Consider the following 14,939-nt stretch of genomic DNA (forward strand, 5'->3'; position numbering starts at 1 on the left):
AGCGCCTGCGCGCGGTGATCGAGCATGCGCTCGAGGACGGCGGCACGGTGCTGATCCCGGCCTTCAGCATCGGCCGCACGCAGGAGCTGCTCTACGAGCTGGAGGAGCTGTTTCACGCGCACGGCAGCAGCGGTGCCGAACCGCGCGAGGCCTGGCGGGAGCTGCAAGTGGTGCTCGACTCACCGCTCGCGGCGGACTTCACCGCCGGCTACCGGCGCCTGCGCGCGCACTGGGATGCGGAGGCGAAGCAGCGCGTGGAGGCAGGACGCCACCCGCTGGCCTTCGAGCAACTGGTCACCGTGGATCGCCACGATGACCACCTGCGCATGGTCAATTATCTGGCCCACAGCCGCCAGCCGGCGGTGGTGATCGCGGCCAGCGGGATGTGCGCGGGAGGCCGCGTGGTGAATTACCTCAAGGCCCTGCTTGGCGATGCCCGCCACGATGTGCTCTTCGTCGGCTACCAGGCCGCCGGCACGCCCGGCCGCGACATCCAGCGCTACGGACCGCGCGGCGGCTACGTGGTGCTGGACGGCGAGCGCTACGACATCCGCGCCCGCGTGCACACCATCGGCGGCTACTCGGCGCACGCCGACCAACGGAACCTCATCGACTTCGTCACCGGCATCCCGTCCCCGCCGCGGGAGATCCGCTTGGTGCACGGGGATGCGGGGGCCAAGGCGGCGCTGGCGGCGGCGTTGCGCGAGGCGGCGCCCCGCGCGCGCATCTTGATCCCCGATTGAGGGGTGCCAGAATTTTTTACAGCTTCAGCCCGGCGGCGTGGGAGCGGCGTCCTCGCCGCGACTGGCCGCGCCGCCGGCCGCCATCGCGCCGAGCACGGCGCTCTCACAGCGCCAAGTCCGCCGTGGGAGCGGCGTCCTCGCCGCGACTGGCCACCCGCATCGTCTTCTACGACGGAACGTAGCTAGACTGCACCTCGGCCCCACTGCCGAGGATGCGCCGCGATGACCGACAACGCTGACCCGAGCCCCCGCAGCGATCACGACAGCCCCTGGAAGGAGGCGCTTGAGGGCTGGTTTCCCGAGTTCCTGGCGCTGCTGTTCCCTGCCGTCCACGCGGACATCGATTGGTCGCGCGGCCATCGCTTCCTCGACAAGGAGCTGCAGCGGATCGTCCGCGACGCGAAGACGGGCCGGCGCTACGCGGACAAGCTGGTGGGCGTGCACCGCCGGGACGGCCGCCCCGCTTGGGTGCTGGTGCACGTGGAGGTGCAGGGAGAGCCGGAAGCGGCCTTCCTCGAACGCACGGCGCCTCCGCAAACGAGTGCGCCGCGCGTGCTTTGAGACCCTCGCTGGATGCGGATGCCTCGATGCAGAGGCGTTCGCGTGCAGGTGTCCGGATTGTTTACGGGCGGTGGGGAGAGGCTCTGCGGAGGTCTGGTCTGCCGTGGGAGCGGCGTCCTCGCCGCGATGGTCCGGCCCACGCGCACGCATCGCGCCGGGGACGGCGCTCCCACGGCGGCACGCATCGCGCCGGGGACGGCGCTCCCACGGCGGTGGACGGACCTGAGGTCAAGACCGCGTGCGTTGACTTAACGCGGTGATCGCTCGAATCGTGCTCGTACAGGTCACTCGTGCTCATCGGTATGTATCCCGAGGATCAGCCGGTGTTGCGCATGCCGGCGGCGATGGCGTTGATGGAGCGCAGCAGCGGGTCGAGCCACTGCTCGCGGCCGTCCTGGTCCGGGCTGCCGCGGAAGCGCTGAAGCAACGCGATCTGCACGTGGTTCAGCGGGTCCAGGTAGGTGTTGCGCCGAGCCAGAGAAAGCTGGAGGTCGGGGGTTTCTTCCATCAGGCCGTGCAAGCCGGCGATGTTGAGCACCTGCGTGCGGGTGCGCTCGTACTCGGCGGCGATCAGGCCGTAGATGCGCGCGGCGCGCTCGGCGTCGCTGGCGAGCTGGGTGTAGCTGGCGGCGATGTGCATCTCCGCCTTGAACAGCGACATCTGAGTGTTGCTCAGGATGGCGCGGAAGAAGGGCCACTCTTGGTACATCTTCTGGAGCTTGGCGAGGCGCTCCAGGTCGTTGTCGCGCCAGCGCTCAATGGCGGTGCCGATGCCGTACCAGGCGGGGATGGTGTGCCGGGACTGCGCCCAGCCGAAGACCCAGGGGATGGCGCGGATGGAATTGAGCGAGCGGTCGGCCTTCTTGCGGTGCGACGGGCGCGAGCCGATGTTGAGCAGCGCGATGGCATCGACCGGCGTGACCTCGTAGAAGTAGTCCAGCAGTCCCTCGGCGTCCACCAGCCCGTGATAGGCGTCCTCGCCGTAGCGGGCCAGCTCTTCCATGATGCCCAGGTAGTCCTTGCGCGCCGGCTCGGGCGGCTCGATGACGCAGCGGCTGGCCTTGATCAGGCCGCTGATGCCCATGGTGAGCTCGTACAGCGCCGTCTCGGGGTTGGCGTATCGGTAGGAGAGCACCTCGCCCTGCTCGGTGAACTTGATCTGCCCGTGCACGGTGTCGTCCGGTTGCGACAGGATGGCCTCGTGCGTCGGGCCGCCACCGCGGCCGATGGTGCCGCCGCGGCCATGGAACAGCCGGCACTGGACGCCGCGGCCTTCTGCCAGTGCGACAATCTTCTCCTGCGCCTCGTAGAGGTTCCAGGCGGACGACAGGATGCCGCCGTCCTTGCAGGAGTCCGAATAGCCGAGCATCACCTCTTGCAGGTTGCCGGAGGCGGCCAGGAGCGCGGCGTAGGTTTCGTTGTCGAACAGCTTCGACATGACGCCGTCGATGTGCTCGAGGTCTTCGATGGTCTCGAACAGCGGTGCGATGCGGATCTCGCAATGCCAGCCCTGCGGCGTCCTGCCGGCCAGCCCGGCGAGGCGGGCGAGCAGCATCACCTCCATCACGTGGCTCGCGCTGTGGGTCATGGAGATGACGTAGGAACCGAACACCTGCTCGCTGATCTCGGCGCGCATGCGCGCCATGACTTCGAAGACCTCCAGCGTCTCGCGGGTCTCGGGGGTCAGGGTGCCCTTGTCGATGTGGAAGGGGTGCGGGTGGGCGATGGCCTCCGCCAGGGCCAGGAGCTTCTGCTCCTCGGTGAAGGCATCGTAGAAGGGTGCGCCGGGCTGGCGCGCGAACAGCTCCGTCACCGCCGCAGTGTGCCGGATGGACTCCTGTCGCACGTCCAGATTCACCAGGTGGAAGCCGAAGCTCTCCACCAGCCGGATCAGATCGGCGAGCGGGCCGTCCGCGGCGCTGGCATCGTCATGGCTCGCCAACGAGTCGCGGATGAGATACAGGTCCGCCAGCAACTGCGCCTCGTCGTCGTAGCCCTTGACGGTGTCGGTGGGCGCCTCCGGGTGCTCGATGCGCGCCTGCACCCGGGCCAGGTTCGCTTCCAGCCGGTGGCGGACGATGGCGAGCTTGCGGCGGTAGGGCTCGTGGAAATAGCGCCGCACGGTTTGGCCCATGGCGCCGAGCCAGTAGTCCTCGTCGTCGTCCAGGCTGTCCAGGAAGGCCTGGGACGGCTGCACCAGGGTGCTGGAGTGGCTCAGAATGCGGGTCAGCTCCCTGACCCGGCGGATGTACTCGGTGAGCGCCACCTCGCAGTGCATACGCACCGCAAGCGCCGTCGTATCGGGCTTTACGAACGGATTCCCATCGCGATCGCCGCCGATCCAGGAGCCGAAGTGCACGAAGCTCGGCACCCTGATGCCGGCATCCGCACCATAGACACGCCGCACCGAGCGCTCCAGGTTGCGGTACACCCGCGGCAGGCTCTCGAACAGAGAGGCATGGAAGAAGTACAGCCCCTGGCGCACCTCGTCCATCACCTGCGGCTTGTGGACGCGCACCTCGTCGGTCTTCCACAGGATCTGAATCTCGCGCAGGATCTCCGCCATGCGGTCCTGCTGTTCTTCCTCGTTCAGCACCGAGCGGCGCCAGTCCAGCATCAACAGGAAGATCCGCCGTTGGGTTTCCAGCGTGGTGCGCCGCTTGGCCTCGGTCGGGTGCGCCGTAAACACCGGCAGGTACACGAGCCGATCCAGCAGCACCTGGAAGCGCGCCGGACCCACGCCCTCCTCCGCGAATTGGCGTAGCGTGTGGTCGAAGGAGCCGCGCCAAAGCCTGCCGCCGGCGCTGATGCGGGCGCGCCGGGCGAGGTAGCTGTGCACCTCTTCGGCGATGTGCGCCAGCGAGAAATAGATGGTGTACGCCCGGGTCACCTCCGAGAGCGTCTGCGGGTCCAGCTGATCGATGCGCTTCATCAGCTTGCCGCGCAGTTCCGGGTCCTCCTGCTCGCGCAACGCGAGGAAGCCATCACGCAGCCGCTCCACGACGACCAGCACGCGCTTGCGGCTGTGCTGGCGAAGCACCTCGCCCAGCAGGTTGGCAAAGAGCGTGATGTCCTGTTCGGCGCTCGGGGTCGAGACGACGAGGGTCTCTGTCGCGTCGGGGGCGGGATGGTTCATGGTGCGGGATACTGCGGCGGGGGCCGATGTTCCGGACTCCAGTGCATCGGCAGAATAGGAACGGCAGTCTAACCCGCGGCCCCCGAGCGGCAAAGCGCAGCGAGAGACATCCGTCCCCGATGCTCTCCTCGCAAGGCAGCACGTTGGAGCGCCACTGCCTTTTGTGGCGCGACGACGGCCGGGAGGTTGCCTGCCGCTGGGCGGTTACTTGGGGCGTTGTCTGTTGCCTTGGCGCTGGTCGCGGCACCAAGCGTGCCGCTCCCACGGACGCAAACAGCTTGCCATTTCCGCCCCATCGCGCAGACTTGAAGCAGCACCAGCCCGCACCCCGCGGGCAGTCTCAGGGCCACGTGGAGAGCGCCATGAACGACACCGACAAGCGCGAGCAAGACGACAGCACCACCGACCGCCTGGTAGGCGCCTACGAGGAAATGCTCAAGCGCACCAGGGAAGGCATCGAGGAAGCCCAGGAGTCCGCGCCAAAGCTGCGCCAGATCCTGGAGAAGGTCCGCGACAACATGGTCGAGCTGGGCGAGCTGAGCCGAGAGGAAGCGGCCAAGATCTCGGACTACGTGGAGCGCGATGTCGAAGACGCCGCGCACTGGCTGGTGGAGACCGGTGAGGACCTGCGCGAGTGGTGGCGCTTCGACCTCGAGCTCATCGAGCAGCGCATGCTGGACGCATTCACCAGCGTTGCCGACCAGACCAGCCTGCAGCTGCAACAATGGGCCGAGCGCGCCCGCGAGGCGACCCTCTATCAAGCGGGCCAAATCACCGGGCCGGGCACGCTCATCTGCGACAAGTGTGGCGCCGAGACACACTTCGCCCGCAGCGGGCGCATTCCCCCCTGCGCCGAGTGCGGCAACCTCACCTTCCGCCGGCCGCAGCCCCAAGACAAGGGCGGAAGCGGCGACTGAGGGGGGGCGGGCGGTCGCGGCACCGTGCCGAATCGCGCCACAAACAGCAGTGGCGCTCCCACGAGCGGCGCCCGGCCCAATCGCGGCGGGGACGCCGCTCCCACGGCGCGGAGACTGTGACAGTATTCGGTGCAGCAGCTCTTGTGGGAGCGGCACTCTTGGTGCCGCGACCGGCGGCAAGGCCGCATACCATGGCCCGAGCTGGCGTAGGTCGGGCCGACGCTAGGAGGCCCGACGATCGGGCGTTACTCCGGCGGGCGCTCGGCGAGCAGCGCCTCGAGGCGGGCGAGCCGCTGTTCGAGGGCCTGATTCTCGGGCGGTGCGGTGGCGCTGGGCATCGATTGCGGCTGCGCAGCGCTCGCGGGCAGCGGTGCACCGGCGTGGATCGCCGCATCGCCATCGGCGGCGTGCGCCGGCAATCCGCGCCTGGCGCTGGTGTCGAAGGCCGGATTGCCACGCCACCAGTCGAGCCCCATCTCCACCGCCTTATCCACGGAGCAGATCAGCAGGCGGATCTCCAGCGACAGCAACTCCACCTCTACCAGCTTGATGCGGATGTCGCCCGCGACAACGACGCCCTTGTCGAGCAACCGTTCCAGCAGGTCGGCCACCGTGGTGCTGCTGGTGGAATGGGAGGGGCTTCTTTGGTTGACCGTAACGGCCATGATGTCTCCTTCGGGGCAGTTGGCCTCAAACGCTAAAGCAACCGGCCCAGTGGGCCGAGATCGATATTCAGGTCCTCATCTTCGAGACCGAAGACCTCCTGAACGCGCCTGAGCTCTTCCGCCTGCCGCATCAGGGTCGTGCCCAGGCGCTCGATTTCCTCGTCCGTGAGGCTGCCGGAGTCCATCCGGGCGATGGCTTGGCGCTCGAGGAGCTCGTGCAGCAACTTCACCAGGGTCAGCACCAACTGGGCAAGGCCGTTGCGCACGCGCTCCCCGTCGATCTCGAGGCGCGCACCCTGGGCCGTCACCGCCGGCGGCGCTGGACTCGCCAGCAGGTCCGCCTGGTTCGTGTCCGCCGCGGCCCGCGCGTCGCCGCTGTGCCAATCAGAGGAGGTCATTCGCCATCTCCTGTTGCAGGCGCCGGCCAGTCTCGACGGACGTCACCAGCGCTTGCAGGCTCAGGTACACGAGGTCTATGTCGGCAACGGTGATGGTGATCTCCGCCGCCACCACCGCGCCCTTGTTCAGCACCCGGTCCAGCACCTCGCACAGCGAGATGTTGCGGTTCTCGACGGCTGCCGTATCGGCGCTCATCGTGCATCCTCCGCCCGTGGGGCGCGGTACAGGGCCGCGCCCAGTTCAGCGAGCGCCTCCAGACCGGTCGGCTCGTGCTGGCGATAGACCAGCACTTGATGCATGCGCGGGAAGCGCTCGGCCGCATCGGCAATGCGTTGCCACTCGCGCTCGCGCACTGCTTCGCAAAGACCGCACGCACAATCCGTCGCTTGCGGCGGCGTCAGTTGGTTGATCATCAGTACAGGACTTGCAATAGACAGGCCCGCCAGCGCCGTGGTGAGATCCGCGGTCTCGGCGAGCGCGAGCTCAGTGGCGACGGCCACCACCTGCACCCGGGTGCGATGCGGGTCGGCGAGCAGCGCCCGTAGCCGCTTCACTGAGCGAGAAAGCGTCACCAGCCGCTCCGACAGGCGCGGCATCCGCAACACGTTGCGGTACTTGAGCAAGAGCTCGAAGAACAACTTGAGCCAGTCCGTGATGAGCTCCGGCAGTTCGAGCAGGCGCAGCAGGTGGCCGCTCGGCGCGGCATCCAGCACGATCAGATCGTAGCTCCCGCCATCCAAGTGTTCCATGGCCGTGGTAAGCGCCATGATCTCGTCGAGCCCGGGCGGGGCGAGGTCCAGCAGGCGCTCCATGACCTCGCGGTCGAAGGTGATGTCCAGGTTGCCGAAGTTCTGAAAGATGCTCTGAACCTCGGCACTGTACTCTGCGCGGATGTCGGCGAAAACCGCCTCGGCGTCCACCTCTTGCGCATCCAGACCAGGGGCCAAACCGCGCGGTTCCGGCCCGACAGGACGGCCGAGCGCGTCCGCCAGCGAGTGAGCCGGGTCGGTCGAGAAGAGAAGCACCCGGTGGTCGACGCGCCGACGATGCAGGTGCACCGCCGTCGCGCACGCCAGCGTGGTCTTGCCAACGCCGCCTTTGCCAGCCAGGATCACCAGCCGCAGTCCCGGCGGTGGCGATGGCGCCGGCTGCTCCACCCGCCTTGGCAGCACCGCGGCCAGCTCGCCCTCGGCGGCATCGTGCAGCGCACCGGGGGCAGCGGCGACGGGTGCATCCACGGAGGCGAGCCGCTGCCAAAGTCCGGCCAGCCGCTCCCCGCGGGGTTCATCCGCCAACAGCGGCAGGCCGTGCCGACGCACGGACGGGTACTCGGTCGCCAGCCCCTTGAGAGCCAGCAACTGGCGCCGGCGCTCCGCGAGGCAGATCGGACAAGGGCCATCGGCGTTCGCCGCGTGACCGCCGGCACAGCGCGATGCCGGGTACACGCGGTTCACGATCAGTTCTCCCACGGGCACGTCGTGCTCGCCCAGCGCTGCCAGCAGATCGGCGGTCTCGGCGAGGCTCATGCGCTCGGCGAGCGTCACCGGCACGAAGCGGCAGCGCTGGCCGTCGCGCAGCAGCGCCGCCAGGCTCTTGCGCGAGGACTCCAGCCCGAGCAGGAACTGGTCCAGATGGTCCGGGCGGTAGTTGCCACCGAAGCGCCGCCGCAGGTAGCGGTGCTTGGCCAGCAGCGCGTCCAGCGCCCTGAGCCAACGGTACACCAGCGCCGGCATGGTCAGGAGCCGCAGGGCATGGCCGGTGGGCGCGGTGTCCACCACGATGCAGCCGTAGCGTTCCTGCTCCAACCAGGCGGCCATCTCCAAATAGGCGGCGAGCTCGTCCATGCCCGGCAGGCCGACGTTCAGCAAGGCATCGACATCGGCGTCGTCCAGCAGGGTGCCGCGCCGCGAGATCTCCCGCAACTCGGCATGGTAGCGCTGCCGGAAGTCTCCCAGCGTCGCCGCGGCATCGAGCTGCAGCAGCTCGAGATTGCCGGGCGCCGACAGATCGGCAAAGGCATCGTCGATGGAGTGGGCCGGGTCGGTGGAAACCAGAAGCACTGCCTGCGCGGGGCGCCGCTGGGCGATCGCCAGCGCCGCCGCAGACGCACAAGTGGTCTTGCCGACGCCGCCCTTGCCGCCGAAAAACAGCAGCGCGAGCCCAGCCGCGTCGAGGAAATCGGGCACCTGGGCGGAGACGGACATCGGGATACCTGGGCTAGTCTTCGGTCTCCAGGACGCGCCCGCGGCCGGCGCCGGTCCTCGTCTCGGCGTCGTCGGCGAACACACGCATGGTGACCGCGTCCACGTCGATCTCGTCGTCCTCGTCCTCGTCCTCGTCCTGTTCCTCGTCCTCATCGTCGGCGAGCCCTTCCGCCTCCAGCTGGTCCAGACGGTCCAGCAACGCCGACTCCCGCTGGTCGAACTCATCCTCTTCGATCTGACCGGTCTCCAGCATCATATACAGGTCGGTGAGCTCGTTGCGGATACGCTCCGCCTGGCCTTCGAGCTCTTCCACGGCATTGTTGTGAATCTCCTCGAAGACCCACAGCAGGCCCTTGCAGGGCGATAGGAGAATGTCGTCGATCAGCAGCATGGGCGTCTCCGCATGTGTGCGGGCCCGGCGCGCCTGTTCTGGCCGCGTGGCGGTGCGGCGCTTGGCCCCAATGGTGAAAATGCTCCGCGGCCTCTACCCACCGCGGTCGGCTCGGACAAGACCAGGAGCACGCTGGTGCATCGCCCCTGATCGTGCCCGCGTCCATGTCAGCCGGCCTGCTCCGCCGTGGATTCGGTCTGCGGCGTCTCCAGGTCCAGGTCGACGAAGTTGTGCGGCGCCCAAGGCCCGTTGTAGTCGAACAGATAATCGTTGTTGAACTGCTTGGATGCCTCGAACACGCCGCGCTCGAACTCCGCCTGCCCGTCGCGCTCGATGAGACAGGCGATGTTCATGACTTCCTTTTCCTTCTTCACTGGGCTCGCCACGACCTCTTCGCAGTAGCGGCGCATGACCTCCATGACCTGCTCCGTGTACTGCTCGCGCGCTTCGCTCACCAGGTGGTCGAACATGCGCCCGACCTCGATCTTCTCGTCCCGCGCCGCGCTGTCCCCTTGCACTAGCAGGCGGTCTCGCGCCTCGCGCAGCAGGGGGTGCATGCCGACGAAGTATTCGTAGATATTCGTGACGTCCCACGACACGCGCAGCCCCATCTCGATGCGGTTGCGCACGCGCATCAGCTGGTCCGCGATGGACTCGCTGTTGGCGCCGAGCAGCTTGCGCACGGCCTCGGCGTTGGCGGCGATGACGCCGAAGCGCATGGGCAGCACCGTGCCCACCTCCAGCAGGTGCGCGAGCACGGCGCGGTGCGCCATCAGGTTGCGCCGCTCCGGGCGAACCTTGGTGCTGTGAACATCGCTCACCACGGCGGCGACGTTATCTTTGCCGATGCTGTAGACGGTGGCGTTGCCGATGCCATGCACCTTGTAGATTTGCTCATCGACACCCTCACCGAGATCGGTTAGGGCGTAGATGAGCTTGCCGCGGGAGCTGTTGGTTGTACCGGCCATTGGGGGGTCTCCTCTCGTTCGGCGCCGGCGCCGGCCCGCGCGTGGGCACGGCACCGCGCCCTGGATTGCTGAACGTGGGTCGCGGGATACCGCGACCACGCGGCTCAGGCCCGCGCTACGCGCAGCGCGTGTCGCAGCCACCGCCGGCGCACTTCCAACCGCCGCGGCAGGGCCGGTGCGGCGCCGCAGAACAGCTTCAGGCGCGCGTCGAGGCCATCCTCGGCCAGCGCCAAGCGCTGGCTCGCCCGCAGCCGGCCATCCCTGCCGGTGGCCGTACGCAACGCATCCAGCGTCTTGATGTGCGCCCGGGTGCGGATCTCTCGTTGGGTCCGGATCATGGTGCGCTTCGCCTCAGTAGCGAATGCGCAGTCCCCTGCGCTCGCCGGACTCTTTGGGCTTGGCCCGGGCCGTGCCGCCGCGCACCACCGCCGCGGCCCCCTCCGCAGCGCCAGTCGCGGCAACACGACGTCCGGATTGTTGGGCACGGGCGGAGCGTGTTCCGCTGTCAGCCGCTTCGGCCTCCGCGCGCCGGGCATCGGATGCCTCCAGCCCTGCCTTCAGCTGGGCCATCTGTGCGTCGATCTCTGCAATGCGACGGTCGATTTCGTCGACGCGCCGCTGTGCGGACTCACGCTCCTGGCGACGGCGCAGCCGCTCCAGCTCCAAGGCACCCATCTCGAAATAGTTCGTGTAGCCCACCTGCGAGCCATTGCTGCTCTTGCCGGCATGGGTGCGAATGTCCGCCAGAGAGCGTGCCGGACGACTGGACTTGCTGCTCATGCTTTGTCTCCCGGTGCGGTTTTGTTCCTCAGGGCGGCAAGCTGAGCGTCCTGGGGTGCATTGGCGGACCCGCCGCCGGCCGACTTCACGGTCTTGGGGCCGGAGGTGGACGCGGGCTTGGGCTGCGCCTTGGTAGGCGCCTTGCCTGGGCCTCTGGCCGCGGGCAGATCCGTGCTACGCAGCTTGCGACGGTCCGCATCGACGGGCGGGCAGACCTGCCGGATCACGCGGTCCACCATTTCCTGATAAACGGAACGGCCGTCGTGACGCACCTTCGCGGTCTCCATGCTCAGCACGTCGTAGCAAATGTGGTGAAACAGTTGGTCGCCGGCGCGGGCGCGACCGGAGCCGTTCGCCAGCACCTTGGCGATGGCGATGCCGGCGCGCAGCGTGGGCTGGGACTTGTTCTCGTTGTTGCCGCGCAGCTCGCGCACGATGTCCACGATGCGTCCCGCCTCCAGCTCGTCCAGACCGGACTTGGCCTTGGTGATCGCGAGCTCGGTATTGCGGTCCGGCGGATTCAGGCGGATGGTGATCATCCGGTCCAGCAGGGCATCCTGCGTCTTGTGCGTGCCGGCGTACTCCTCGGGGTTCGAGGTGAATATGGCACGGAAGCTCTCCGCCACGTCCAGGTAGCCCTCGCCCGCGGTGCGCAGCCCGGGCAGGTTCAGGATGCCCTCGGAGAGCACCGACAACAGCACGTTGTTGGCCTCGGGCCGCGAGCGGTTGAACTCGTCGTAGATCAGGGTGTCGCCGTTGCGGCAGGCGGTGGTGAGGCGGTCATCCACCCACACCTGGCGCATCTCCTCTTCGGTGCGCAGCACCGAGTGGATGTAGTTGTCCACCACCTTGCTACGGCGGTAGCCGGCGTCGTTGGTGCCGATCAGGTCCGACACCTCGAACTCGTCGTTGCCGTGGATCAAAGTGACGGGCTGCCCCCAAAGCGCGGCCAGGTGGAATGCCAATGTGGTCTTGCCGGTGCCGGAGGGTCCGGCCAGGTGCACCGGATAGCCCGCCTGAAGGTAGGACAGGGCGCGCTCGGCGATGCCGCTGATGTAGGTCGTGGTGACGAAGGAGTCGCTGGCCTCGGGGACGACGTTGTCGCCGCCGGATGCGCTCGCATTGGCTTGGCTGTTGGGGGTCATGGAACAAAAATCCTCGCGTGTGCGTGCTTGCGGGCGTATACGTTCTTGCGGTTTTGCCGCCTTGCGGTTTTGCCGCTGCGGCCGGCTGAGTGAGTGGCGCGGCGCCCCCGACAGGCAGCCACGGCGGGTACGCCGGCACGCCCGCAGCGACGGCAGGGCCGTCGGCAAAAAAAATCCGGGCCGAGATACTCCGATCCGCGACCCGTGAGGCGCTGCGCGGAGCGTCGCGCGTCGTGCCCTCGACGCGCGACGCCGGTGCTTCCGTTGCGTCCCTCCGCGGCATCCTGCCGGCGCCCTTGTCAATTGCCCTTGCCGTGATCCCTCGGCGTCGGGCGTGCTACTGCCCCTCAGGCGTCAGATTTGCTGCTCCGCTGTTTGGTCGCGCGCTTGCCGCCGTCCTTGCCACCCTCGCCGGCCGTCTCGGCTGCCGGCTTCGATGCGCCGCCTTCCGACGCACTGGCCGCGGGCGTGTCACCGCCGGGGCGCGACTGAGCGGCCGGTCCCTTTGGTACAACCGGCGGCTTATGCGCGGGCTGCGGCTGCGCCGCGCGCTTTGCCGGACTATGGCTCGGCTTGCTTTGCGCGCGGAAGCCCCCACCGAACAGCGCACGAACGCCGGCCAAGTCGGATGCGACCTCTCCCTGCAGCGTGCGAACCTTGTTACTGATATCGGACATGAACTCGCGCCGCGCCTCCGCGTCCTCCACCGCCTGCGTCTCATGCTTCTGGCGGAAGTCTGCAAGCGCGTCGGCCACCTCGCGGGCCTTGTCTGCGACGAAGCCGATCCTCACGCGTGCGTCCTGCTCCGCGGTCGCCGCGAACTCGTCACGGAAGGCCTCCATCTCTTCGTGGAAATCGCCCAGCTTGCCGCGGATGTACTCGACGCGTTCCGCGACGTCCTGTTGCCGCGCCTCGGCGTCCTGCAGGGCGGTGTCCATGCGCTCGTCATGCATCCGGGTCATCATGGTCCCGACCTCTTCGCTGAGGTCGCGGACACCCTGCACGAGGTTTCCGATGAAGGCTCCACGCGCTGCGCTATCCTTGTCGAACTGCGCCCGGCGGGCCGAGGCGAAGCGACCGAGCATGTCGACTACACCAGCCGCCATGTCGGCCATATCCTCGGCCCTTGCCTGACCGGCGGCCTGCCGTTCGGCGTGACCACGATCAATGTCCTCGCGCAGACGCGTCATGTCGTCTAAAATTTTGCCCATGGTCTGCCCTCCTGCGATGTGAAGTCCCCCGCGCCGCCGGGTCAGCGGCGGCACGGGGGCTGCCGCAAAGCCTCAGGCTCAGGCAGGCGCAGCAGCGCTGGAGGTCAGGCCGATCGCCTCGGCGTACTTCAGGTAGGTCTCCACGGAGGCCACGACCACGCGAGCCTCAACCGAGAGCAGCTCGATGCCGACCAGGGACACCTTCGCCCACGCGTCGATCACGATGCCCTTGTCCAGCACGCGGTCAACGACTTCGGCCAGGCTCGAGGAATCGGTGGAGTTAGCGACTTTTGCCATTTTAAAGCTCCTACGCTGTGATTGCGTTTTAGGTTTAAACAGCGCCTCGCGCTGTCGGTATATATAAAGCAACCAGGATGCCAACTATGCGGCGGACACGATGAAGGCGATTGAAACGGCCGATATCGGAGGCCGCGCCCACTTTTGTAAATTTTTGCGCCCACTATTGTAAATTTCCGCTTTACAATAGGTAGAAGCCTGGTTCTCGATCCATGGAAACCGTTCCATAGTTGTGGAGGCGCTTCCCTAGAGTGCCCGGTCTTCCTGCAAATGGCGCAGAATTTCGGCGTGGGTGAAGGGCTTCGGGATGAAGCCGTTGATGAGCCCGCTCTCCAGCGCGCTGGTGATGTCCGGGTCGTCCCGGTAGTAATAGGCGGAGATCAACAGCACGATGGCGTCGGGATTGTGCTCGCGCGCCTGCGCCGCAAGTGCCAGGCCGTCCATGTCTTGCAGCTTGGCATCCAGCAGGATGTGCGAGAAGTGCCGCTGCGCCAGCAGGGCCAGCGCCTCCTCGCCGCGCTGCACCGTCCACGCAAAGTAGCCATGGATGCTGAACAAGCGCTCCAGCGCCCAACAGACCGCGGGCTCATCGTCGACCGCGAGGATGCTCTCTGGCGTCGTCACGTTGCCCTCCGTGGGGGCTGCACGGGCCGAGACCTTGCGGTCGGCGCCGCGACGGAGCGGTCGCGGGCTACAGCAACGGCAGCCGCACGCTGAAACAGCTCCCCTGCCCCAAGCGGCTCTGCGCGCCGATGGAGCCGAGGTGTCGCTGCACGATGGAATAACAGATCGAGAGTCCGAGCCCGGTGCCCCAGCCAGGGCTCGAGCTCGTGTGGAAGGGGTCGAAGATGCGCTCCAAGTCGGCCTCGGCGATGCCGATACCGGTGTCTCTCACCTCTACCAGGACCTCGTTGTCCAGCGGCTGCACCGTGATCTCCAGATCACCGCCATCCGGCATGGCCTGGATCGCGTTCAAGCACAGGTTCATGAACACCTGCTGCAACAGCGACGGCATCCCGCGCACGATCACCGACTGCTCAGGCAGGTGCTGCTGCAGGCGGATCTTCTGTACCCGCGCCTGATTGTCGATGAGCGTCAGCGTCTCGCGCAGCACCGCCAGCAGGTCTACTTCGCCCATGATCTCCTGTGAGGCGGGCCGAGCGAAGCGGAGCATGTTCTCGATGATCTCCGAGGCCTTGTGCAGGCCGCTCTGAATCTTCTCGATGCACTCCTGCCGGAAGTCCTCGGGCAGGTCTTCCTCCAGCAGGAACTGTGCTGCCGACGAGCACACGGCGAGTGGGTTGCGGATCTCATGCGCGATGCCACCGGCCATGACGCCCAGCGCCGCGAGCTTGTGCGACTGGCGCAGTTGGAACTCCAACTTGCGTCGCTCGGTGAGGTCCCGGCCCACGGCGACCGCGCCGATGATGGCGCCCATGTCGTCCTTCATTGGCGACAGCAGCCATGACACCAGGATCGGCTCGCGATCACCGCAGATGAGCCGGCACTCGGTGGTGCGTGG

General features: G+C 67.5%; 17 protein-coding genes. 3 read left to right on the top strand and 14 right to left on the bottom strand.

All coding sequences use genetic code 11. The annotated features are described in order from the left end of the window. Together LJE69_RS07950 and LJE69_RS07955 are read left to right on the top strand one after the other, a co-directional pair. Positions 1-743 (top strand): MBL fold metallo-hydrolase RNA specificity domain-containing protein (locus LJE69_RS07950; protein WP_296923672.1); only part of this gene is annotated, 743 nt, incomplete at its 5' end. Positions 744-965: 222 nt separating this feature from the next. Continuing rightward, on the top strand, positions 966-1,304 hold the full coding sequence (locus LJE69_RS07955; RefSeq protein WP_296923674.1) for a hypothetical protein: 339 nt from the start codon (positions 966-968) through the stop codon (positions 1,302-1,304). A gap of 316 nt (positions 1,305-1,620) precedes the next feature. On the opposite strand, the gene ppc is transcribed toward LJE69_RS07955, so the two are convergent. Continuing rightward, a complete protein-coding gene (gene ppc, locus LJE69_RS07960) occupies positions 1,621-4,440 on the bottom strand; it encodes a phosphoenolpyruvate carboxylase (protein ID WP_296923676.1) in 2,820 nt (939 codons plus the stop codon). Positions 4,441-4,802: 362 nt separating this feature from the next. Here ppc and LJE69_RS07965 point away from each other — a divergent pair, with 362 nt between their 5' ends. Next, positions 4,803-5,357, top strand: coding sequence for a zinc ribbon-containing protein (locus tag LJE69_RS07965; protein ID WP_296923678.1), 555 nt, complete (start codon positions 4,803-4,805; stop codon positions 5,355-5,357). A 245-nt stretch (positions 5,358-5,602) separates the two neighbouring features. Here the strand turns inward: LJE69_RS07965 and LJE69_RS07970 are convergent, their stop codons facing one another. The 13 genes from LJE69_RS07970 to LJE69_RS08030 all read right to left on the bottom strand — a co-directional run. Beyond that, on the bottom strand, positions 5,603-6,022 hold the full coding sequence (locus LJE69_RS07970) for a gas vesicle protein (RefSeq protein ID WP_296923680.1): 420 nt from the start codon (positions 6,020-6,022) through the stop codon (positions 5,603-5,605). Positions 6,023-6,054: 32 nt separating this feature from the next. Beyond that, positions 6,055-6,420, bottom strand: coding sequence for a gas vesicle protein K (locus tag LJE69_RS07975; protein ID WP_296923683.1), 366 nt, complete (start codon positions 6,418-6,420; stop codon positions 6,055-6,057). Beyond that, entirely contained in the window at positions 6,407-6,616 is a 210-nt protein-coding gene (locus LJE69_RS07980; RefSeq protein WP_296923685.1) for a gas vesicle protein, read from the bottom strand. The genes LJE69_RS07975 and LJE69_RS07980 overlap by 14 nt, the downstream gene beginning before the upstream one ends. Continuing rightward, on the bottom strand, positions 6,613-8,625 hold the full coding sequence (locus LJE69_RS07985) for an ArsA family ATPase (protein WP_296923687.1): 2,013 nt from the start codon (positions 8,623-8,625) through the stop codon (positions 6,613-6,615). The genes LJE69_RS07980 and LJE69_RS07985 overlap by 4 nt, the downstream gene beginning before the upstream one ends. A 13-nt stretch (positions 8,626-8,638) precedes the next feature. Further along, positions 8,639-9,016, bottom strand: a complete 378-nt coding sequence (locus LJE69_RS07990) for a gas vesicle protein GvpG (protein WP_296923689.1) — start codon at positions 9,014-9,016, stop codon at positions 8,639-8,641. 167 nt (positions 9,017-9,183) lie between these two features. Next, complete coding sequence (locus LJE69_RS07995; RefSeq protein ID WP_296923693.1) at positions 9,184-9,984, bottom strand: GvpL/GvpF family gas vesicle protein; 801 nt, start codon at positions 9,982-9,984, stop codon at positions 9,184-9,186. 104 nt (positions 9,985-10,088) lie between these two features. Next, positions 10,089-10,322, bottom strand: coding sequence for a hypothetical protein (locus LJE69_RS08000; protein ID WP_296923697.1), 234 nt, complete (start codon positions 10,320-10,322; stop codon positions 10,089-10,091). Between the two features lie 13 nt (positions 10,323-10,335). Further along, positions 10,336-10,764 carry a hypothetical protein gene (locus LJE69_RS08005; protein WP_296923699.1) on the bottom strand — a complete coding sequence of 143 codons (429 nt, stop codon included), beginning with the start codon at positions 10,762-10,764 and terminating at the stop codon, positions 10,336-10,338. Further along, positions 10,761-11,909: a gas vesicle protein GvpN gene (gvpN, locus tag LJE69_RS08010; protein ID WP_296923701.1), complete on the bottom strand. Its 1,149-nt coding sequence runs from the start codon at positions 11,907-11,909 to the stop codon at positions 10,761-10,763. The genes LJE69_RS08005 and gvpN overlap by 4 nt, the downstream gene beginning before the upstream one ends. Positions 11,910-12,256: 347 nt before the next feature. Further along, positions 12,257-13,120 (bottom strand): hypothetical protein, encoded by an 864-nt coding sequence (locus tag LJE69_RS08015; RefSeq protein ID WP_296923702.1) that lies wholly within the window; start codon positions 13,118-13,120, stop codon positions 12,257-12,259. A 78-nt stretch (positions 13,121-13,198) separates the two neighbouring features. Beyond that, a complete protein-coding gene (gene gvpA, locus LJE69_RS08020; RefSeq protein ID WP_295540625.1) occupies positions 13,199-13,417 on the bottom strand; it encodes a gas vesicle structural protein GvpA in 219 nt (72 codons plus the stop codon). Between the two features lie 246 nt (positions 13,418-13,663). Further along, complete coding sequence (locus tag LJE69_RS08025) at positions 13,664-14,041, bottom strand: response regulator (RefSeq protein ID WP_296923704.1); 378 nt, start codon at positions 14,039-14,041, stop codon at positions 13,664-13,666. A 67-nt stretch (positions 14,042-14,108) separates the two neighbouring features. Then, positions 14,109-14,939 (bottom strand): ATP-binding protein (locus LJE69_RS08030; protein ID WP_296923706.1); only part of this gene is annotated, 831 nt, incomplete at its 5' end.

This window comes from Thiohalocapsa sp. (assembly GCF_022340605.1).
Classification (GTDB): domain Bacteria; phylum Pseudomonadota; class Gammaproteobacteria; order Chromatiales; family Chromatiaceae; genus Thiohalocapsa.